A 20,687-nucleotide genomic window follows, 5' to 3' on the forward strand; every position below is an offset into this window, starting at 1 on the left:
AACTATCAATCTGTTCAAAAAAATCATTTTTTTGAATTCAGCTATACTTTAATAGCTTTATTCAAGGTTTCCTTTTAGCTCTTTGGAAAGGAGTTTTTTATGAATACTATGATAATGAAGCATTTTGAAACTCCGGATGAAATTCGTACGCTGCCAAAAACAAAAATTGAACTTGTTCATCTCGGTGAAACAACGCTTATGCGTGCCACTTTCCAACCCGGCTGGAAATGGTCTGAATGTGTAAAGCCAACAGCCGGTACAAATAGTTGCCAGGTCCCTCATATTAACTATATTGTTTCAGGCCACATAAAAATACACATGGACGATGGTAGCGAAGAGGAACTCGGCCCTGGTGATGCCGCAGAAATTCCTCCTGGTCACGAAGCATGGGTAGTTGGCAATGAACCTTGTGTTGCGCTTGATTTTTCCGGCGGCGATTCATACGGTAAAAAATTAGAGTGAAGTCGCAATTGTTAAATTAATACACATAATGTAGCAGTACCATGTACGATAATCGGATCGCTCCTCCTTTTAGGAAAAGCACTGGCTTCGACCTGCATCGCAGATATTTCTCCTGCGTTTTTCTATAAAACACAACGATAAAAAATATTGAAGCTGTCCAACAGGAATTGCTAAATCTTGCGATTTAGTAGTCTGTTACACCCATCTCCAAGGTTTGAATAAGGAACGGAGACTCGTGGGAAGGGTCAGCAGTAACAACTAGAACATTAAAATCCAGCCTATTACGCAATTCAGGAATAATAAAGGCTTGGCGAACTTGCCAGCAACTTCCAGCTTGACAATCTCTAGTAGCAATAATCATAGGGGGGGTTATTGGTTCTGGATGAAGAAGAAGTTGTCTACCTTGGATTATTTGCAATTTATCGCGAAAAAAATTCTGTATCGGCCACCAGGCAGCCGACATATAATGCTGACGGACGTTAGCTGCTTCAGAAACATCCTCATGATTGCCCGCAGTGAGCGTTGACATTAAGGTTTCCTCCGTCCACTCCAGAACCTGACTGGCAGGGAAAGTAACATAATAGTGGTGAACAATAGGAAAACCACTCGCAGAAGGCAACATTAGCGCACACACTAACACGAAATGGTAACAATGAATTTTTTTCATAATTTCGTCCTTCCCTGAGCTCTTGCGCAACTATCGCTCAATTCAAAATCCATAACAATGACATGAGCACTATCAGTATAGCAGATCCATCATACGTGGATTAAGCTTGGATAAGGTTGATTTATGAGAGTTATTACAAACAACAAGAAATTATCCCTCGCTTTTGGCGAGGGATAATCGTGAAGATTATCTATTATCTATTTTTTGGGCTCAGGCATTTTGTCGCCATGTCTAAACATATTTGCCGGATTAACGTTGCTTGGGATATGATGCTTGCTCTCAGGCATAGTTATCTTAGTAGCAGGCATTGTCATCTTCGTAGCAGGCATGGCCACTTTACTTTCAGGCATCATTTTATTTTGAATTACTTTAGGAGTGATTGTACCCATAGAAGGTTTGCTTGCTGGGGTTGACGCAGTCTTAGCTACTTTACTTGGAATACCTGGCTTCTTGACAGTCTTGACTACCTTGCCTTTAGAAGTAGTGCTGCTTTTTGCCATTTTTTTCGGAGCTGGTTTTGACGCTTTAACTGTAGTTGAAGTCCCCTTTGCAGCCTTAGGCATCGTTTTCTTAGCCTGTGTTCCTGCGTTCTTTTGCGTAGCCATTTTAGCAGACACTGGTTTCTTACTTGAGGACATCGATGTTTTCTTAGACTTGGCAGTAGTTTTCTTCGGAGAACTAGAAGAGGTTTTAGCTTTAACAGGAGAAACGTTACTTGCAGACATAGACGTTGCTCTTCCCATTACCTGCTCAGAATTTTTTTGCATTTCTTTTGAAACGAACGAAAAAGCATTTTCGAGAATTTGAAATGATTGTCGCATATAGTCAAGCATCTGATGGCTATTTTCCATAACAAGCTTCATTTGATTATCCATAAGCTTGTTTGGTTGTCGCCAATTAGAAGACTCTTCAGGTCTAAGGTAATGTAAATTCTGCAGCGTTCTGATATTCAACTCCATCATTGCCTGAAATGGTTTATGCATTTCAGTCACTAAGGCAGCCCAACTTTTGAAATAATCCTGATTCATTTATTCTCTCCATTGATGTTGTTGCGTTGCACTAATGTCAGCCTAGCTGATAAATTAAAATTTTGCGAATGAAATTTAACTTTTTATTAATTTTTTTTATTTCGCTCTTAGAACTTACTAAATAATTCCCTAAAAAATAGAGGACCAGAAGCTAATATCCTAGAGAAGTAAACTTTTGGCGCTCATCATTTATCAACGCATTATTAGAGGTTGATTGCAATGGCGATGGCATATTAAGCACTTCAGATGGCGATGATGACAACACTATGGGTGAAACCTGCTCTCCTACTACTCGCAGATTATCTAAAACCGTTTGATAGGAATGTTCCATTTCTCTAATCGTATGGGCCGGGTCTGCCGAAATCACACTTTTAGTGGCTCTCGCAGGATAAAGGAGCTCACCAACACTTCTAAACCAGGAGTGTATGAAAGCAAAAGTTTTGTGCATCGAATGGGCTGGATACTTATCTAAAACCCCAGTCACGCGACCAATTATCATATTGACAGTAAAGGCGAATGCTTTAACCAGGCTTGAAGCCAATTTAAAGAATACATGAGTCAACTGACTGCCAACAATGAGTATACGAGTAAGATCTTTTCTAACTTTAGCGAGAAGATCACTTCCCGCATTTTTAATAGATTGTGCAGGAAATGGGTTTCCCATGAACCAGGCTATAGGACTCACCACGAATGCGAGAGCTAGACGCAAAATTGCAGGAACATAGGTGAGAGGGATGGAAAATATTTGAAATCCTATTGAAGGCTCTTTTTCAGGATATAGAATCTTCTTTAAAGAAGCTGCTTTCTCAGGTGGAAAAAGCTTATCAATATGTCTTTCTAACTCGTATAACATCGTTGGACTTAATTTAGGCAAGGTTGACGCATGCATCGATAACCAGAAAGCCAGACGAAATTGTGCAATCGTTTTATCATACTCTTTATAAGAACTTTGAGGATATTCAGCCACCTCTGTACCATCAAAATTGATTTTAAGTGGTTGGTGACATTCAGAGGGTTTACGATGTAGTAATTCGTAACTCGCAATTGCAAATTTTCCACCAATAAAAGGATAGCTTGCTTCGGGAGTAGTACCTAAATCTTCCTTCAAAATTGCACTTAAACCAGGAATTTCATGACCATTAACTCCATTGACCAAGACATAGCCTAGCGTATACGCAACAACGAAATATGAGGCATAGGTTAACGGATCCTCAGCAATCTGGGTCGCCACCGTTACTCCAAGACCATTTGGACCATGCATTAAAGTATCCCAAGCTGTTGCAAAAGCTTGAGCTTGAGTGGAGCCACCCCCAATGGCGGCAGCAAACTTGCCAGCTCCCATGCCATAAGAAAAATTTGAAAACCAATTGACGTAACTGCTACCAAAAACTGCAGACCCTACTGCAGGATAAAAAATTGCTGCAGCTCCTGCTGCATAAGCTGCAGTAAAGACCAAACCTGCTACAGGATCTTTTGCATAAATATTATGAGTAAATACCGAACTAAACCCATCAAAACCACGAACCATCACAGTTAAAATATCATTTTGCTCGCCAGCTGTCAGATGATAATCGGCCTTTGCTAACTTACTCATTGCAGGCGACATTTCCGGTAGAGAAAAAGAACTTAATAAATGTTTTAATCGCTCCTCTTCTTCTTTTTCTATAAAAAGAATTTCCGTTTCTGCTTTTTTAATGACGACGTCATAATCTCTCAATATCTTAGTCGCCTTCCAATCATTAAAAATTTCCTCAGGCGTGCGAAATAGTTCTGTTCCAAAATTTCGAATTCCCTTAAAGCAATCCTTTATTGAGTTAATAATTATTTTAAAAAATTTAATAGGTTTAAATAGCAAAGGCTCATTAGGACTAGCTTTACTACGTAATTCAGCAGCTACCAAATGAAAACTCTTATTATCCCAAGCCTCTTCTTCCCAAGGATGGGTATAAGTAAATATGCCTTTAAAAATATTAAAAATAAAAAAGACATTCGCTTTAACAGCCGCTTTAAAATTGCGATGAAGCTTCCAATTAGTTGCAGCAACTTCACTTAAAGAGGAGCTTCCTGATTTATTTTCGACAACTGGTGTTTTGGGATTACTATAATCAACCGCATCCCAACCTTCTATAAAGCTAATTCCAAGCAGTACTTGTCGTTGTCGTGCTGGTGATAGGTTATCTTGACCGAAATCATAGGTTACGCTGTCATTGCCACTACTATAAAGACCATGATGCTCTGCCCTTACCGCATTACGAGGGTCAGCATTATGATCATCAATTTCCTTACGAGCATCTTCAATACAATCATTTAATGCCCCACGAGTCAGTGCGAAAGACCTTTTACGGCTGTAACTGATATCTTGGTTAATACCTTGCATTTGATACAAATTGTGCAACATTTGTTGCTTAACAAATTCTGAAATGGAGTCAGTTCCTCTCGCCCGATTATAGGCGCGTAAGGCTTGTTGGTCATGGGCTTGTTTTATCAATGCCTCTAAATAAACTCGCGCCCGTTCAATATCATCTTCAATATCTTTGCGAAGTAGCGAAATAGCCTCAGGATTTATATCTGTTAAATGGGTATGTTCAAAATGTTTTTCCAAGTCAGAACTTATCATTCGCAATTCTTGGATGTAATGTTCAATAGTTTCTTTGTAGGTTGTAACCGAACAGTCCCTATTCACCAGCGATTCTAACGCTTGGAGCGCTTCAAAACGCTGTTGATAATGATCAAGAAACTGTATTTTTAATGGCTGAGTATTGCTTATCATGCCTTTAGCAATACGTTCATGAGTAATTACACGGTAATTTCCTAAAGCAGAAATAACCTTACCTGTAACAGATTCAGTGCGTACAATTCCCCACCGCACTGCCTTTTTTAACTTTTCAGGACTCGTTTGCCATTGGAAGGAATGAAACTCTCTATTTTTACTTATGAAATTGACCTGATGATCACCATGTTTCACCGTGCGTTTTCTGTACTTATCTATTCTACCTGCCGTGCCAATCCAAGGAACCGAAGAAACAGTTGGCAAAATGAGTGTTTCATCTTTATTTAATAAAAATCGGAGATACCGTTTCTGATTGTATTGAATTAGCAAATTTTTGGCGTTTTCAGCAGACATTTGATCCAAATCCCAAATCTTTACTGTGCAATATTTTAACAAACAAAACTTAATAACCAATTAAATAAGGCGTTAATATTTATTACATAACTGTAAAGGTAGAAAACATATTGTCAAATTTGAGCACAGAAATATTCGCAAAAGGTGATCTCCTATTATTAATTTTTAAATCAGATTGATAATATTAGCCACAGCATGTATATTAAAAGCCCATTTAGTATTTAGCCAATGATTGGTCTTTCGCTTTATTTAAGCTGTGGAATAGGGACTCTAAATAAACAAGACTCGCCACTCGAGCTCTACTGTTCTAAATAGAGGAGTATCATGTTTAAGCTATTTTTTAAAAACCAAACTGTAGTTAAGAACATATCTAACAGCAGAATGTTCTCTACTTTTCATAAAGAATTTGGGCTAGTGAATAGCTCCAGGCAAAATGGAAAAATTGTTAAAGTTCTTCTTTCTGAAAAAGATAAACTTCAAGACAGTCGGGAAAAAATTTATAAAGACATTATACTCCCCCACAAAAATTGTTTATTTATTGGAACTACTCCAACTGTTCATTACAAACAAGACTATCTTCAAAGTATTTATCCAGGACATAATTTTTCATTCATGACTGATAATAATGGTAGCGTTACGGCGTCCGTTAGCAAAAGGCCGGATACAAGTAAACCCTTAGCTTTGTATAAAAGAATACCTGATGGACGTTTGAGCAACTTGCCATCCTCGGTTAGGCTGTATGCCCCCCTCTACACATCATTGCCGGAGGATCTTTTAAAATGGCTAGAAAGAGCAAATAGGGTATCTTCCTACCCTCTATATTTACATATCTTTCCTATAACTCCTAAACTTGCGATTGACGTTCATCAATACAAAACTAACATTAATTATTTATTGCAAGATAAACACCCCTATAGTTTATTTAGCTGGGTTCATCCTGAAGGTGAGCGGTTTATTCGTGCAAGTAATTGCAACAGTGATGTTCAAAAGGCAATCTTTGGCCTGGATCTTCATGAAGTCCAAGATATGTTTTGCCAAGAAGCTGCAATGACGATGGCACTACAGTTTGCAAAACCAGAAGAATATCAGAAAGCAGTAGAACTATTAGGATTCAACCAGGGAATCGAAAAATCACCCCTGACATCAGATAGCTATCTACCTGCGTTTACTGCATGATTTAGTTTAGAGTTTCTCGAGAACCTCTTGTAGGTGTTTTACTGCCAGAATTTCCATCTCCATGCTCTGCTTAGGAGCATTGGCGAATGGAACGATAGCACGTTTGAAACCATGTTTTACTGCTTCACGCAAACGCTCCTGGCCGCTTTGTACAGGCCTTATTTCCCCTGCTAACCCCACTTCGCCAAAAATAATGGTTTCCCGATCAAAAACCCGATTGCGTAAACTGGAAATAACCGCAGCTAATAATGCCAAATCACTGCCAGTTTCCGTGACTTTGACCCCACCCACCACATTGATAAAAACATCTTGATCAAAAGTAGCAACGCCACCATGGCGATGAAGCACAGCAAGTAAAATAGCAAGACGATTATGTTCAAGACCTGCTGTAATTCGTTTCGCTTGCTGACCGTGTGCTTCATCAACTAAAGCTTGCACCTCAACCAACATTGGTCGCGACCCTTCCCAGGTCACCATCACAGCACTACCCGGTGTAGGTTCTGGCTGCCGTGATAAAAAAATTGCCGACGGATTTGCAACCTCTTTCAATCCTCGATCAGTCATCGCAAAAACGCCCAACTCATTGACCGCACCAAAACGATTTTTAATCGCGCGAATTACTCGAAAACGGCTATCACTCTGCCCTTCAAAATATAAAACGCTATCCACCATATGTTCTAAAACTCGCGGTCCGGCCAGCGCCCCTTCTTTGGTGACATGCCCAACAATAAAAACAGCAGTTTGCGTGGTCTTGGCAAAGCGGACTAATTGAGCTGCGGATTCCCGTACCTGACCTACACCACCAGGAGCAGAACTTAGCGTTTCCGTAAAAATTGTTTGCACGGAATCGATAACCATAATACGCGGCATTTCTTTTTGTGCATGAGCAATAATTGATTCCACTTGAGTTTCAGCAAGTAGACGTAAACCTGCTAACGGTAATTGCAGACGTTTGGCACGCATGGCAACTTGTTGCAAGGACTCCTCGCCTGTGACATAAAGTACCTTATGTTTTTGTGAAAGATTAGCGAGAGTTTGCAGTAACAAAGTGGATTTACCAATTCCGGGATCACCTCCAATTAAAACCACAGAACCATCAACCAAGCCACCACCCAAGACACGATTTAATTCGGATAAACCGCAATCCATGCGAACTTCACTGTCTAAGACAACCTCCTCCACAGAAGTTATAGAGGAGCGTTGATTTGCATAATGTCCCTGACGAGGGCTGCGTGAGGCAGAAATAACATTTTCTTCACTGACAGAATTCCAGGCACCACATTGTGTGCATTGGCCGGCCCATTGGGAAAAAATTGCAGCGCATTGACTACAAATAAATTGCACCTTTGTCTTCATGATTCACTCATCAACATTGCCTCATTTTGATCTTCATGGATCCTGCATGAATCTTAAAATAGGTGCAACTATAATAACGAACTCCATTAGTTATTCCCCATTATCATGCAATATACTTGCTTGTCGAAAGAGTCATCTCACTCTAAAATCTAGAAAAATTAATAGATAGCTAAGAATTCAATGAAGAAAAAAATTTTTCAATGGGCAATCGTTGGAGCAGGACCTGCAGGTATTGCTGCTGTTGGTAAATTGTTGGATTTTGGGGTCGCTCCCACTGATATCCTATGGCTTGACCCACACTTTAAAGTAGGTGACTTGGGCCAACTATGGCGAAATGTTTCAAGTAATACCACTGTAAAACGTTTCCTTGATTTTCTTAATGATGTGGGATCGTTTTTCTATCATAAGGCCCCGATTAATTTTCCTATAAACCAACTCGTCCCCGAAAATACTTGCACCTTAAGTGAAATTGTTGCCCCCCTACAATGGATTACCGAGCATCTAACCCAAAAAGTAATTACCAAAGCCACCATGATTCACAATATGGCCTTGTCAGAGCGAACTTGGTCTTTATGCTCATCCTCCGAAACCTTCAAGGCAAAAAATGTGATTTTAGCAACAGGAGCTGTACCCTCAAGCCTCAATTATCCAGGTGTTGATATTGTCCCTTTTGATATTGCAATTGATAAAACACGATTAACTGCTTTTGTTGACACGAATGAAACTTATGCTGTGTTTGGCTCTTCCCATTCAGCCATTATCATTGTGCAATACTTGGTTAACCTTGGGGTCAAAAAAATAATAAATTTTTATCGCTCTCCTTGTCGTTACGCCATTGATATGGGTGATTGGATTTTATTTGATAATACTGGGCTTAAAGGGCAAACCGCCGCTTGGGCTCGAGAAAACATTGATGGTGTATTACCAACCAACCTCGTACGTTACAATACAAGTGAAGCTAATATAGCCCGCTACTTACCTGAGTGTGATAAAGTCATTTATGCCGTTGGTTTTGAAAAGCGCAAAAATATCGTCATTGGTGATTACGAAGATATCCACCATAATCCTCAAGTGGGGATCATTGGTCCTGGACTTTTTGGGTTGGGAATTGGCTACCCGGAATTAAGAGCCGATCCTTACGGTAGTGTTGAGTCGCAAGTTGGTTTATGGAAGTTTATGGTTTATTTGACACGAGTTATGCCGCTTTGGTTTAAATACTCGACATAATTACTCCCCTCGCCTTTTTTAATTTTTCTAAAACACATATTTTCCTGGGGAACAAGATGAGGATTTTTAACTATTCGACCTTCCAGAACTTTAGTTAAGCGCGATTGCTAAGTTTTTATTAATAAATTGTTTAAAACTTAACTTTCAAGCAGTATACTGCAATGATTTGTCCATGACAGGCGTGATTCTATGACTAAACCCATTCATTTTGAAAAATCGATGGCAGAACTTGAAGAAATAGTCATGCAATTAGAAAAAGGCGAATTGTCTTTAGAGGATTCATTAAAGCAATTTGAAAAAGGAATTACTCTCGCTCGTAAATGTCAGGAAGTCTTAAACCAAGCTGAACAAAAAATCGAATTGCTTGCCATGTCCGATATAAAAGTCAGTGAAACTTCGAATGATTAATGACACTATTCGCCAGTATTTGGCTCACCATGAAACCATTCTGAGTACGCTTGTATCAAATGCTGATATTCCCGCCGGGCGCATAAAAGAGGCGATGCTCTATACACTCTTTCCAGGCGGAAAGCGTTTGAGACCCCTCCTTATTTATCTATGTGGAGAAATTACAGGCGTTGAGCAAGCTAGTTTAGACATAATGGCAGCAGCAATAGAACTCGTTCATTGCTATTCATTGGTTCATGATGATTTGCCTGCCATGGATAATGATGACCTGCGACGGGGTAAGCTTAGCTGTCATAAAGCTTTCGATGAAGCAACTGCCATCTTGGTTGGCGATGGTATGCAAGCTTTAGCCGTTGATACCCTACTTACACATTTACCACAATACTTGTCCTTATTTCAGGTTATCAATATTACTCATGAACTTGTGCAAGCCAGTGGCCCTGCAGGTATGGTTAGCGGCCAAAGTCTCGATCTTTCAGAACTTTCTCATACAACGATAAGTGAAGCAGAGCTATGTACTATTCATACACTCAAAACGGGGAAACTTATTTCAGCTTGTTTTAATATGGTTTTGGCTGCAAGCGATTCTTCAATAACCACTGCTCAAGCTTTACGTGATTTTGCTAAATATTTAGGGCTTGTGTTTCAAATGCAAGATGATTATCTCGATCATTACGGAGAAACTCATATCTTAGGTAAAGGACGAGCATCCGATGCAGCGAATGCCAAACTTACTTTTGCTACTCTTTACAGTAAAAATGAATTATTTAACTTAATTGGTAAGCACTTCCAGCAAGCGAGAGATGCCCTACTTCCGTTAGAATCTAAAGCCAGTAATTTGCTTGCTTTAGTAGACTATATACAACAACGTAGCCATGGCTAGCTAACCAGCAATATTCTCAATTTGCTCAATCTCCGAAGCACTAAGCTCAAAATTATCTAAATCCAAATCTTCACACATATGTTGCAGGTTGGTTGTCCCAGTTAAAGGAAGCATTCCACTTTGCAGTGTAAAACGAAAAATAATTTGTGGAATAGTTTTATGGTATTTGTGCATCAAGGTTTGCATAAAAGAAGTTACAAGATATTGATAATTGGCTGTTAATAGAGAAAATCCTTGATAAACAATGCATTGTTCTTTACAAAAGTCTCTTACTTCCTTATCCCATTTTCTAACAGCAAAACATCGATTTTGCACAAAAGTAGGTTTAATTTTGGCATTTTGATACAGCTCTTTAAGTTGCGAAAGATTTACATTTGAAATGCCAAGAAAATTGACTTTCTTAGCCTGCAATATTTCTTCCATAGCACTCCATGCCTCCCAGTCTTCTTTGCATAATCCTACCATAAAAAAGGGTCCATGAAGAATGTAGGAATCAATATAATCTGTCTGTAAATGATTGAGCGAACTTTCAAAAGATTGCATGACCTGTTGATGTAAGGGGTCTTGTTCATTGTAGGGCTTGCGATGATCCTGCCCCGGAGAAAAAGTAAATTTTGTTTGTAAAAATAAATCTTTTCTCGTTTTATTATTGCTGGCTAAAAATTGCTGGAGCCCAAGCCCAACACCTTCTTCAAAATAATGCTTACGCTGATTCGCGGTATCAATCCCAGTAAATCCAGCACCCAGAGCATTAAAGACACACTCTTGTGTACTCTCCTCTTTCCAGGCAGTTCCATAAAGAAAAGCAGGAATTGTTTGCTGTGCAATACTTTTTTTAAAGACTTCCAATGACATGATATGCCTCCCTTCAAAATATAGCGCTGTCTGTCACGAGGTTGAGAAAATGATTGCAAATTTCATTTCAACCACGTGACAATACTTAAATGGTTCTAGCAGTTCTGCAGGATTTTATCCAATATAAGTTGGATTATCAGTGCGAAGAAATATTTGTGTAAAATAAATTTTTCCTCGGCTATCACGAGCCAGGCCAATACCTGTTAAATTATAGTTTCCCATGATATTTCGTCGATGACCTGGACTAGTTAGCCAATTTTTCACAACATCTTGTGCATCTTTATAGTTGTAAGCGACATTCTCTGCTCCCCCACGACATTGTTGGATTTCCGTAAACAATCTTTTTATTCGCTTATTAAAATCTTTATGACCAAAACCAATCTTGTGAGTGGCCATTTCTCGACTATGTATTTCGGCTTCTTTAGACATGGCACTATTCATTTTTAATGGAGCTAAACCACGCTGCGCACGATATTCATTAATATATTTCAATACCGCCTTTTGCATTGGGGAACCAATTGCAACACTACTATTATTTGCTTTTGCCGCTATTGTTGGCTGAACCAGTCCCAATAACAAAGCAATCACTATGTGGTGTAAAAATAGATTAACTCTTTTCATTTAACTACCTTCTTTGAAAAAAAATCATAAAATTTTGACCCTATATTGTTACAAAAATTTTACATTTGTCCACTTATTATTAACAACGTTTGGTTTGGATAAAATAGCAAGCTATACTAGAAATGCTCCCACCATTGGATAAGAAGATGAATCTAATACAAAGTTTCAAAAATTCTTGGATTTTTTTGAGATTAAGTGTACGATTCCTTATTAAAAACAAAGACTTAATTATCTTACCTTTTTTAAGCTTAATCGTAATGATTGCGATTGTTTCCATCCTTGTATCCACTTCATTTTTAGAGTTAAATTTTTTGATAAATTATTTCCAACGTGAACCAACTATTTTCTTGCTTGGTGGTTTGTTTCTTTACTTTTTTCTTGTATTTATTGTGCTTTATTTTAATGCCTCGATGGTAACTTGCCTCATTCACCGTTTACAGGGAAATCCGCTTAGCATCTTCAAAGCCATGCGACTTACATTACAACATACAGGGCCGTTACTGGAATGGACGTTATTGAGCGCTACAGTGTGTATAATTCTTAATGCTTTGGAGCGAACACATGATGTTGTAGCCGACATCATTTATGCAATTTTCGGTTTTTCATGGTCTGTAACCACTTATTTTGTTCTTCCTATAATGATTGCCGAAAATATCGGCCCCATTAATGCATTTAAACGCTCAATTCAATTAATTGGTAAAGGTTGGAGAAAATTACTCTCTGTCAATTTTATTCTTTTCTTAATCCTTGCAGGAATTATTGCTTGTGTTTATTTAATTGCTTTTTTACTAGGGCAAACTCATCAACAAATAGCAATCAATCTACCCCTTATTCTTGTACTTCTTTTTCTATGGATAATTATTAGTAAAACGTTCAGCACTATTTATAATAGTGCACTTTACTTAACAATTAATGAAAAAGAGCTACGTGGTTTTGATGAAGCAATGTTATCTCGGTTTATGGTAAAAAAGTAAGATTAATCAAGACTAATAATACCTACTCTCGACTAAAATTCCCTGCGAATTCACTCATGCCAATGACATGGTATTGCATCGCATGAATAACATCCTCTTTCGTTGCAGAAGCATCCAAAGATAGTATCGTATCTAAAGCATATAATTTGAAGACATAGCGGTGCGAAGTCCCAGACGGTGGGCAAGGTCCTTTATAACCTACTCCTCCCCAGCTATTTTTACCACTAATAGCCCCAGGAGGAATTTCTCCTTCGGTAAGATTTCTAACCTCAGGAGGTATATTAAATAATACCCAGTGAACCCAAGTTCCCACAGCATCAGGATCATCAATAATTAATGCAAAAGATTTCGTATTGATTGGCGGATCTGCCCAAAATAAAGCAGGAGAAATATCTGCTCCCTTACAGCTATATTTCTTAGGGATAAACGTATCAGGCTCAAATACTGGACTCCCTAGAGTAAAACCCTTTGTCACATCACCGAAACTTAAGAGAGAGAAGATCATGAATAATAGTAATAAAACAACACTCTTCATTACTCCCTACCTCCTAACTACAATTTAATGAAAGCAAAGCAAAAACACCAGCTTAAATATGTTCCTTTATTCTAGTTTAGCCCTTCTAAACTATTTTTGTTCTGAAACCATATCAATATTCAATTTTTCAGGAGGTAACAAAGAGAAAATTAGTCAATTTAAGAAATAGAGCATTTATAAAAATGCTCTATTTCTATGCCTTTACCGATGCCGGGTTGGTGAAATACTCATCGAACCTATCAAACATTTTTTCAGTCGCTGAATGACGGGTGATAAAATAATCAAAAAAGTAGGTTTTTCTAAGGGAATTGATATCTTTTTTATGATCTTCTCGCCAACTCGTTAAGCTTGCAATAAAATCGTTAATGGTTTCATTATTCTTTCCAACTTTTTCTATATAGAGTTCTTTTAGAAGATTAAATTTTTGTTCTGTTTCAGCAGACTCTGGTGCAACTTGTAGCATATCCTCCATTTGCATATAAAGTTCAGTTAAAACCCTCTTTTTCAATGGCTCTAAATCCTTAAATGCAGAAGGTGGTGAAGGTAAAATATAAAAAGGCATCTTGCTATCTGGGCGAAGATAGCAATGTTGCCTAATACGCTTGGTTACAGGATCGCGTACAGGGAATTTTTCTCCATCATCAGCTACCAAGTTAGTGTGTAAAGGTAAATCACGAAAGAATTTGCTAGAAACATTATGTATTGTTTGCTCATGCCCGCGAACGTAATCTAGCAAAGAAAGTGCTCCATGTCGGCACGTACTAGAAAGATTTAAGGAATGACTCTCTTTAATAATATTTTCTGCTTCAGGCTTTAATGGGATTTTGTGAGTAACTTCAGTTCTTTGGGCTGTCCACTGCAAGTTTACCTCATTACCGTTCTCTTCTGCGGGTTTAAAGCAGGGGTAAGCAATGTTATCACGTGCTTGCAGCTCTTCAAGCAAAGCGATAAAGCCCAGGTACTGCTCATAAGTGATGTCATAAGCAGCGTAACCAATAGGTATTTTTCTGCCGGGTTGTTTACTAAATTCTTCATAGCTAATGAAAGCTTTTGTCGAAAAAAATGCGGCTCTTAAAACGGAGCAACTTACATCTGCATCCATCACTTTGCCAACCCGAGCAAGTATATGATGCTCACCTTTACTTTTCACCCCGACAAAAATAAAGCTGTGAACACCCTGTTTAGCGATGGAAATAAAGAACTCATCTGACTTATTAACTGTCATAACCATGAGAGATCTTCCTGGCTTTCAAAATTGCACTATAACATTTGATTCTTAATTAATGCTTAAGAACCAATCTTGGTCTCGATTATAACATAGCCAATTTAAATTCATAGTGCCTTAATTTTACACAAAAAATCCAGCATAAGGCACAATACAGCTAGGTCTTTGATTTTTAGGTATTTGGATGGATTTTTGTTAATCAACGCTCATTGAATTTAGTTATCCACCATTCTTGAGAAGAATTAATCTCTTTGGGCACAGGCTCTATCACTATTGTTTGCACCAGAGAAGGCTGGAATGGACCGGCCGATGTTGCCCATTGATAAGTGATTTTAAATTGATAGGAATTTTTGCTCTGGGCAATTTTTTTAATTGCATAAGAAGTAATCCATGGACTAGAAGCCCCTGATACCCAATTGGGCCAATTAGCTTTGTACTTATTCTTTAACTGGTCAGAAAATAGCATAAATTGCACAGCCCCATTACGCTCTTTATTAGCCTTGGCAAACATAGAGGCCGCATCATCGGGGTTACTGGGCGCTAAGGCTTTTTCCAACATTAAAATTCGAGCAGCATCTGACTCAGACTGAGAAATCGCTTCGGCAGTTGCTATTGTTGAACAAAAAGATAAAACGACTGAGAAGACCATTGACGTTGAAAGTTTCATAATTTCCCAGAAATGAGAGACTTAAAGATAGTTTATCGCTTTAGTTACTTCTAATCCACCAACCCTTTTTCGCTTAATTGCAGCCAATTTAAATAAACCGCAATTAATTAAGTAATTTTGTTGCTTTGTTAGGCACTAAAAGTTAACAATGGTGCATGGAGAATTATATTAGAGCTCCCATGTTAGTTTATAACGGTAAAGAACTAATCAAATTTAAGGATAAAACTGGGGGGAAAAACAGGAATGAAATAGATGGCTTCTATCGTGATTCGGAAGGAAATGAATTCTTTATCAAAAAGCCAGGAGATCCCAAAGAGCTTTTTACCGAACTATTTGCCGGGCTTTTATTAGATGAGTTTAAGCAATGCGGATTAATCCCAGAGCCTTATCATCGTTCTTTCATTTGTGCTAATTTCATTCAAATTGAAGACGGTTCTTACGCTCTTATCCAACCTAAAGCTTCCTTTAAAGAATTACATAAAATTATTGGCACAGGAAATAGACAAGGCACAGATCGTGATCCCGTCAAAGAAATGTTTCTCGGCCCCTCATATTATCTTTTACTCACTACTGCGCTTGAAAACTATTTTGCTCTTTCTTTAGTGTTAATGGTTTCCTTAATGATAGGGGATTATAGTGTGCATAGTGGTAATGTCGTTTGTTTAGATTCCGACCATCCGATTACACAATTTGCCCGCATTGATCTAGGAGCGGCTTTCCGCTATTTTGGATATAAAGAAAACAACCTGGATATCCTTAACCCTTATGAATACCATGGTTGGTTTAATCCGACCAGCTTTACCAAAGGTTATGTCTTAAATTACAAACATATTACTGGATTATTTCCAGCCATAGCAAAAAAAGCCCAACAGTTTAAAGAGCAAGTTGACCACAAACTTTTAGAAGATATTGTTACGACCGTGCTGCAAAAGATTCCTTCTGACCTCATTAAAGACAATGTCAAAGAAGAAGTGGCACAATACATCGGTATTGAGTCATTCAAAGAAGTTAAGTTAGGCATCAAAGTAAATCAGCAACAATTCCCCTTGGACCTCATAGAAATTTTGCAATTGCGCCTTAAAAAAATTAGTGAACTACAGGATATTTCTCCTGAAAAAAGTAAACCTACTCTATATCGCTCATTAAGTTCAGACGATCTGATAGCTCAAGATAAGTTGATATTACCCGCAAATGAAGGTCTTCCGTTTCCTGAGCAACTAAGCGTTTGGCAAGAGACTTTGACAACAGGTAAAGACATCCTCACTGTGAATAGAGTAAATTTACCGCAATTAGTGGCTGAATTTAATTCTTTTATTGATATCGTCATCAAACAGGCAGAACTCATCAGCCAAAGACCTTATTCATCTCCTCCTCATACTTGCCCAATGACTAAAGCCACAGAGTGTGCAGAGGCAATGGCCTTACGTCAATTATTCACATTAAATAATGATGGTACTCCAGCTTTTAATGATAAAAGTATATTAGGACATAAACGTTCCACGAATTCACCCTGGCAAGACGTAGAGAAAATTTTATTCGCAGGCTTTAATGTCATAGTAACCATTCGTGTTGCAAGGCAAACGCAACTTTCATTTAATCCCACAGGCGCTAAGGACGATGCTCTCAAAACTCTTTTTTCTGCCCTTCAAGTATCCCTTGCTTCTTTCCGAAAGAACTATCAATTACTATTAGAGAAACTCGTGCTTACTCTTGCTCGAAACACGCAAGAAACCACCCCCAACGTTAGTTTTTTACCCGACAAGCCAATACCTACCCAAAGTGAAATAGAGGATGCCCCTTGTCTCAACACTAAGCTTGGCCTTCATCTTTTAAAAATAACCAAGCAATTACAGAAGAAAATGCAACAAGATTACTTGTTAACACAAGCCATTGCTAATTCAAAAATAGAACCATTCCCTATCAACCTTATTAAAGACCTCCTTATTCTTAAAGAATTTCATGATAGCCAAATTGCTCTTAATCAAGAGAATCAGTTAGGGGAAGATTACAACTCTTCTATACATCAGTTTTACAAAGAGGCTCTCTCTACACGTTTATCTGGTGATTCATTACCCTTGCAAATTAATGCTTTATTAAAATCAGCTTATCAAAAATTTCAGGCTCAGCAGAAAACTCGTATTTTATCAGAGTCCTTAGTGATGATTGGCAGCTTATTTGATGGATTAGGCCTTATTGTAGGTTTAGGACATAAGGTATTAGATAAAACCTTCTTATTTAATAGTGCCTCAACAAGTACGGAAGGATCTTCTAATGTACGGTTGATAAAAAACGATACTTCAGCAACCTGCGAACCCAACTCTTCCTTATTAGATCCAACTTAAGACAAAGGTGAAACTATACAACAGCCATTAAATAATTCTCTATCAATAGATATCTTAAAGCTTACTAACTACTTATTCCTTTAAAGAAACCTTTGTTCTCAAAATCAAAAGCTAAAGGTATAATTAATATTTCATTTTAAGTGTTTAATATAATAAATCCGCTGCATCCTAACGGAGGATGAAATTAATGCATCTATTTGATCCCAATAAGATGTTAAATATTGCTTATGCCATAAGCTTATTTTTTATCGGTTACCTTATGGCCAAGAGAGTAAGCCTTATTGCCGAGCGAAGTCTTAACAAGCGATTCTCTCGCCACCATACCATGCTCGCCAGACGCTTTGTTTTTTATCTAATTTTTACTATTTTTTTTGTAACCAGTTTGCAACATTTGGGGTTTAAGCTAAGTGTATTATTAGGTGCCGCAGGAGTTTTCACCGTAGCCGTCAGTTTCGCCTCGCAAACCGCTGCCTCAAATTTAATAAGCGGGATTTTTCTCCTTTTTGAGCATCCTTTTAAAGTCGGTGACACCGTTGAAGTTAAAGGTATTAATGGCGTCGTAGACTCTATTGATTTGCTATCGACCAAATTAAAAACACCGGATAATAAATTAGTTCGTATCCCCAATGAAGCGATGATTAAATCTGAAATCACTAACTTAAGTTATTTTTCTACACGTAGAATTGATTTGATTATTGCTGTAGCTTATGAGTGCAATATTGCTCAAGTTAAAACCATGCTATTGAACATTGCTGATAACTGCGACAAAGTTCTAAAAGAGCCTGGGCCGAATGTAACCATTGATAATTTTGCCAATTCCGCTGTAGAGCTTAAATTCATGGTCTGGGTGAATACCGCCGACCTATCCATTGCTCGCAATGCTTTACAAGAAGTCATCAAACAGCAATTTGATCAAGAGGGTATTGAAACACCTCCTCCACAAGTTACCGTTCACCGAGTATAAACGTGGATCCTATTACCCAGGGAGCATTGGGTGCAGCCTGTGCTCAGGTTGTTTTGCATAAGCAAGATAAATACAATGCCTGGATTGTTGGCGGTTTAGCTGGTATGGCCGCTGATCTAGACGTATTAATTAACTCCTCTAAAGACCCGCTACTATTCTTTTTTTATCATCGCCATTTTACGCACTCCTTAATGTTTATACCTATAGGAGCAGCACTAGTTACTCTGTTTTTAACCTTATTCAAGCGTTTCCGCCAACATAAAAGATTAACATTTTTAGCAGCACTGATAGGTTATGGCACACATGGCTTGCTTGATACTTGTACGAATTATGGCACCGTCTTGTATTGGCCATTTACTAATACACGAGTTCACTGGGATTTAATTTCCATTATTGACCCCTTTTTTACTTTCCCTTTGGTTCTTGGTCTCGTTTGGACAAAGGTTCATGACAGCAGAAAAGGAGTTGCTATAGGTTTAATTTTGGCAAGTTTCTTTCTATTAGTTAATAGTTTTCAACACTATCGAGCGATCGAAGCTGTTCAGACATTTGCCGAAAAAAACCATTTAAAGCTAGAAAAGCTCCGTGTATTCCCAAAGATGTCTAGCTCGATTACTTGGCGTGGCGTTAGCCTTATCAATAATTACTTCCTAGCCTTCAATGTTACTGCCCCTTTCCTGCAAAAAGCAAAAGTTTCTATTGCTGCTAAGTATCAGCTTGCTCAAAGCAGTAACTTACCTAAATATGTCAAGGAGTCACCTCTCTTCTTAAAAGATTTCTCTATATTTAACTGGTTCACCGGTGGCTATCTTATCCTGGTAAAATCAGAACCTTTAATCCTTGCTGATGGTCGTTTTCTTATGGATGATGACCCCACCATAAGCTTATGGGGAATTCAGTTTTCTCAATCGCAACCTGTGGTTTACCGCCTTAATTTTATAAATTTGGAAGAATAAAATGACAATAGCCTTACTTGCTACCGGTGATGAAATCATTCACGGTGATACTTTAAATACGAACAGCCACTATCTTGCTCATGCACTAAGTTCTGAGGGTTTACCACTAGGCTTACAACTCTCCTGTAGCGATAAGGAAAACGAAATCCATGATTGCATTGAATTTTTAGTAAAGAATCATGATGTCATCATTATGATCGGCGGATTAGGACCAACCTCTGATGACCGTACGCGTTTTGCTTTAGAACGTTTTCTAAAAACAAAATTGGTTGAATTCCCCGAAGCAATTCAGCATATTCAAAATCGCTTAAGACTGTCTTCTAAAGAGTTGAACCCAGGCAACAGACAACAAGCTCTTTTTCCTTCTAACGCAACTATTTTACCCAATCCTAATGGCACAGCCATGGGTTGCTTTTATCCATGGGAAGGGAAACTCTTTATTCTTTTGCCAGGACCGCCACGTGAGTGCTTACCGATGTTCAATGACCATGTTCTGCCTTTATTACAACAGCGGCAACATAGTGATAAATCCATATTTAAGTGGCGTTTATTTGGTGTAGCTGAAAGCCTTATTGCTGAACAACTGGATACAGCCCTTGCCGATCTTGACTGCAAAACAGGTTATCGCCTGGAAACACCTTATGTCGAATTTAAAGTTCGTTGTAAAGCCCAAGTTGCGGCAAAAATCAAAGAAAGAGTAGAACCACTCATTGCCCCTTACCTTATTGCGAGCACTGAACAAAAAGCCTCAGAGCAGTTACATGCACGAATTCTGCAATTAGAGAGCCCTATTTCAATTATTGATGAGGCAACAGGGGGGCTTTTACAAACATTAATTCAACAACCGGATAATCATCATCTGCTGCATTTTAACAATTGTCATCAAGATTCCACGTTACAATTTCATCTTCGTGGACTTAAAGAATATTGGAACCAAGAGCCCATGACGGGGAAAACGCAATTATCGATTGAATACAGTAGTGCAAATAACCAAGGCACGGAAATACATGAAATTGCACATCGCAGTGCCTTGGTTATTTATTTTGCCGCTGAATGGCTAAGCTTCCGTCTCTTTCATCTCATCAATCAATTGCATCAATGAGTAACACAATTGTTGAGTGCCTTCTCCACTGACAGCAGAAATCTCAAAAACTCTACCCTGCCAGTGCAAGCCATCTAGAATGGCTTGCACAACACTAGCCCTCTCATCTTTATCT

General features: G+C 38.3%; 19 protein-coding genes and 1 pseudogene. 10 read left to right on the forward strand and 10 right to left on the reverse strand.

Annotated elements, in window-relative coordinates:
- The first annotated feature begins 99 nt into the window (after positions 1-99).
- Positions 100-462, forward strand: coding sequence for a cupin domain-containing protein (locus tag Lbru_RS16195; RefSeq protein WP_058443147.1), 363 nt, complete (start codon positions 100-102; stop codon positions 460-462).
- A 184-nt stretch (positions 463-646) separates the two neighbouring features.
- Here Lbru_RS16195 and Lbru_RS16200 read toward each other — a convergent pair whose 3' ends face one another.
- From Lbru_RS16200 to Lbru_RS16210, 3 genes are all read right to left on the reverse strand, one after another.
- Complete coding sequence (locus tag Lbru_RS16200; protein ID WP_058443148.1) at positions 647-1,129, reverse strand: hypothetical protein; 483 nt, start codon at positions 1,127-1,129, stop codon at positions 647-649.
- Between the two features lie 197 nt (positions 1,130-1,326).
- Positions 1,327-2,157 (reverse strand): hypothetical protein, encoded by an 831-nt coding sequence (locus Lbru_RS16205; protein WP_058443149.1) that lies wholly within the window; start codon positions 2,155-2,157, stop codon positions 1,327-1,329.
- Positions 2,158-2,308: 151 nt separating this feature from the next.
- The gene (locus tag Lbru_RS16210; RefSeq protein WP_058443150.1) at positions 2,309-5,281 is read right to left on the reverse strand and encodes a hypothetical protein; all 2,973 of its coding nucleotides are present in this window, start codon (positions 5,279-5,281) and stop codon (positions 2,309-2,311) included.
- A 324-nt stretch (positions 5,282-5,605) separates the two neighbouring features.
- Here Lbru_RS16210 and Lbru_RS16215 point away from each other — a divergent pair, with 324 nt between their 5' ends.
- Complete coding sequence (locus Lbru_RS16215) at positions 5,606-6,457, forward strand: hypothetical protein (RefSeq protein ID WP_058443151.1); 852 nt, start codon at positions 5,606-5,608, stop codon at positions 6,455-6,457.
- A 6-nt stretch (positions 6,458-6,463) separates the two neighbouring features.
- Here the strand turns inward: Lbru_RS16215 and radA are convergent, their stop codons facing one another.
- Positions 6,464-7,813 carry a DNA repair protein RadA gene (gene radA / locus Lbru_RS16220; RefSeq protein ID WP_083500950.1) on the reverse strand — a complete coding sequence of 450 codons (1,350 nt, stop codon included), beginning with the start codon at positions 7,811-7,813 and terminating at the stop codon, positions 6,464-6,466.
- Between the two features lie 180 nt (positions 7,814-7,993).
- Between radA and Lbru_RS16225 the strand changes: the two genes are divergently transcribed.
- From Lbru_RS16225 to Lbru_RS16235, 3 genes are all read left to right on the forward strand, one after another.
- Positions 7,994-9,040: an FAD-dependent oxidoreductase gene (locus tag Lbru_RS16225; protein WP_058443153.1), complete on the forward strand. Its 1,047-nt coding sequence runs from the start codon at positions 7,994-7,996 to the stop codon at positions 9,038-9,040.
- 189 nt (positions 9,041-9,229) lie between these two features.
- Positions 9,230-9,448, forward strand: coding sequence for an exodeoxyribonuclease VII small subunit (locus Lbru_RS16230; RefSeq protein WP_058443154.1), 219 nt, complete (start codon positions 9,230-9,232; stop codon positions 9,446-9,448).
- Entirely contained in the window at positions 9,441-10,331 is an 891-nt protein-coding gene (locus Lbru_RS16235; RefSeq protein WP_058443155.1) for a polyprenyl synthetase family protein, read from the forward strand. Before Lbru_RS16230 ends, Lbru_RS16235 begins: the two co-directional genes overlap by 8 nt.
- Here Lbru_RS16235 and Lbru_RS16240 read toward each other — a convergent pair whose 3' ends face one another.
- The gene (locus Lbru_RS16240) at positions 10,332-11,186 is read right to left on the reverse strand and encodes an aldo/keto reductase family protein (protein ID WP_058443156.1); all 855 of its coding nucleotides are present in this window, start codon (positions 11,184-11,186) and stop codon (positions 10,332-10,334) included. It abuts the gene before it with no gap.
- Positions 11,187-11,300: 114 nt separating this feature from the next.
- Positions 11,301-11,807, reverse strand: a complete 507-nt coding sequence (locus tag Lbru_RS16245; protein ID WP_131793523.1) for a CAP domain-containing protein — start codon at positions 11,805-11,807, stop codon at positions 11,301-11,303.
- Positions 11,808-11,992: 185 nt separating this feature from the next.
- On the opposite strand from Lbru_RS16245, the gene Lbru_RS16250 reads away from it, so the two are divergent.
- Complete coding sequence (locus Lbru_RS16250; RefSeq protein ID WP_131793524.1) at positions 11,993-12,781, forward strand: DUF6159 family protein; 789 nt, start codon at positions 11,993-11,995, stop codon at positions 12,779-12,781.
- A gap of 22 nt (positions 12,782-12,803) precedes the next feature.
- Here the strand turns inward: Lbru_RS16250 and Lbru_RS16255 are convergent, their stop codons facing one another.
- The 3 genes from Lbru_RS16255 to Lbru_RS16265 all read right to left on the reverse strand — a co-directional run bounded on the left by Lbru_RS16255 (position 12,804) and on the right by Lbru_RS16265 (position 15,208).
- Positions 12,804-13,316: a YbhB/YbcL family Raf kinase inhibitor-like protein gene (locus Lbru_RS16255; RefSeq protein ID WP_058443158.1), complete on the reverse strand. Its 513-nt coding sequence runs from the start codon at positions 13,314-13,316 to the stop codon at positions 12,804-12,806.
- A gap of 193 nt (positions 13,317-13,509) precedes the next feature.
- Positions 13,510-14,547: a hypothetical protein gene (locus tag Lbru_RS16260; protein WP_058443159.1), complete on the reverse strand. Its 1,038-nt coding sequence runs from the start codon at positions 14,545-14,547 to the stop codon at positions 13,510-13,512.
- A 193-nt stretch (positions 14,548-14,740) separates the two neighbouring features.
- On the reverse strand, positions 14,741-15,208 hold the full coding sequence (locus Lbru_RS16265) for a hypothetical protein (protein WP_058443160.1): 468 nt from the start codon (positions 15,206-15,208) through the stop codon (positions 14,741-14,743).
- A gap of 179 nt (positions 15,209-15,387) precedes the next feature.
- Between Lbru_RS16265 and Lbru_RS16270 the strand changes: the two genes are divergently transcribed.
- The 4 genes from Lbru_RS16270 (at position 15,388) to Lbru_RS16285 (ending at position 20,572) form a co-directional block, all read left to right on the forward strand.
- Entirely contained in the window at positions 15,388-17,550 is a 2,163-nt protein-coding gene (locus tag Lbru_RS16270) for a hypothetical protein (protein WP_058443161.1), read from the forward strand.
- 187 nt (positions 17,551-17,737) lie between these two features.
- The gene (locus tag Lbru_RS16275; protein ID WP_238583905.1) at positions 17,738-18,514 is read left to right on the forward strand and encodes a mechanosensitive ion channel family protein; all 777 of its coding nucleotides are present in this window, start codon (positions 17,738-17,740) and stop codon (positions 18,512-18,514) included.
- A gap of 2 nt (positions 18,515-18,516) precedes the next feature.
- Positions 18,517-19,470: a metal-dependent hydrolase gene (locus Lbru_RS16280; RefSeq protein WP_058443163.1), complete on the forward strand. Its 954-nt coding sequence runs from the start codon at positions 18,517-18,519 to the stop codon at positions 19,468-19,470.
- Between the two features lies 1 nt (position 19,471).
- On the forward strand, positions 19,472-20,572 hold the full coding sequence (locus Lbru_RS16285; RefSeq protein ID WP_058443164.1) for a competence/damage-inducible protein A: 1,101 nt from the start codon (positions 19,472-19,474) through the stop codon (positions 20,570-20,572).
- On the opposite strand, the pseudogene obgE reads toward Lbru_RS16285, so the two are convergent.
- Positions 20,528-20,687: pseudogene (gene obgE, locus Lbru_RS17965) on the reverse strand (GTPase ObgE); the annotation flags it as partial. The gene Lbru_RS16285 and the pseudogene obgE sit on opposite strands and share 45 nt — an antisense overlap.

This window comes from Legionella brunensis (assembly GCF_001467025.1).
GTDB classification, from domain to species: Bacteria; Pseudomonadota; Gammaproteobacteria; order Legionellales; family Legionellaceae; genus Tatlockia; species Tatlockia brunensis.

What these genes read in the sequence shown, in the direction of transcription:
- Lbru_RS16205 (WP_058443149.1), bottom strand. Translation starts at nt 2,157, where the DNA reads ATGAATCAGGATTATTTCAAAAGTTGGGCTGCCTTAGTGACTGAAATG.
- Lbru_RS16225 (WP_058443153.1), top strand. Translation starts at nt 7,994, where the DNA reads ATGAAGAAAAAAATTTTTCAATGGGCAATCGTTGGAGCAGGACCTGCA.
- Lbru_RS16235 (WP_058443155.1), top strand. Translation starts at nt 9,441, where the DNA reads ATGATTAATGACACTATTCGCCAGTATTTGGCTCACCATGAAACCATT.
- Lbru_RS16195 (WP_058443147.1), top strand. Translation starts at nt 100, where the DNA reads ATGAATACTATGATAATGAAGCATTTTGAAACTCCGGATGAAATTCGT.
- Lbru_RS16240 (WP_058443156.1), bottom strand. Translation starts at nt 11,186, where the DNA reads ATGTCATTGGAAGTCTTTAAAAAAAGTATTGCACAGCAAACAATTCCT.
- Lbru_RS16270 (WP_058443161.1), top strand. Translation starts at nt 15,388, where the DNA reads ATGTTAGTTTATAACGGTAAAGAACTAATCAAATTTAAGGATAAAACT.
- Lbru_RS16210 (WP_058443150.1), bottom strand. Translation starts at nt 5,281, where the DNA reads ATGTCTGCTGAAAACGCCAAAAATTTGCTAATTCAATACAATCAGAAA.
- Lbru_RS16260 (WP_058443159.1), bottom strand. Translation starts at nt 14,547, where the DNA reads ATGGTTATGACAGTTAATAAGTCAGATGAGTTCTTTATTTCCATCGCT.
- Lbru_RS16245 (WP_131793523.1), bottom strand. Translation starts at nt 11,807, where the DNA reads ATGAAAAGAGTTAATCTATTTTTACACCACATAGTGATTGCTTTGTTA.
- Lbru_RS16230 (WP_058443154.1), top strand. Translation starts at nt 9,230, where the DNA reads ATGACTAAACCCATTCATTTTGAAAAATCGATGGCAGAACTTGAAGAA.
- Lbru_RS16255 (WP_058443158.1), bottom strand. Translation starts at nt 13,316, where the DNA reads ATGAAGAGTGTTGTTTTATTACTATTATTCATGATCTTCTCTCTCTTA.
- Lbru_RS16285 (WP_058443164.1), top strand. Translation starts at nt 19,472, where the DNA reads ATGACAATAGCCTTACTTGCTACCGGTGATGAAATCATTCACGGTGAT.
- Lbru_RS16200 (WP_058443148.1), bottom strand. Translation starts at nt 1,129, where the DNA reads ATGAAAAAAATTCATTGTTACCATTTCGTGTTAGTGTGTGCGCTAATG.
- radA (WP_083500950.1), bottom strand. Translation starts at nt 7,813, where the DNA reads ATGAAGACAAAGGTGCAATTTATTTGTAGTCAATGCGCTGCAATTTTT.
- Lbru_RS16265 (WP_058443160.1), bottom strand. Translation starts at nt 15,208, where the DNA reads ATGAAACTTTCAACGTCAATGGTCTTCTCAGTCGTTTTATCTTTTTGT.
- Lbru_RS16215 (WP_058443151.1), top strand. Translation starts at nt 5,606, where the DNA reads ATGTTTAAGCTATTTTTTAAAAACCAAACTGTAGTTAAGAACATATCT.
- Lbru_RS16275 (WP_238583905.1), top strand. Translation starts at nt 17,738, where the DNA reads ATGCATCTATTTGATCCCAATAAGATGTTAAATATTGCTTATGCCATA.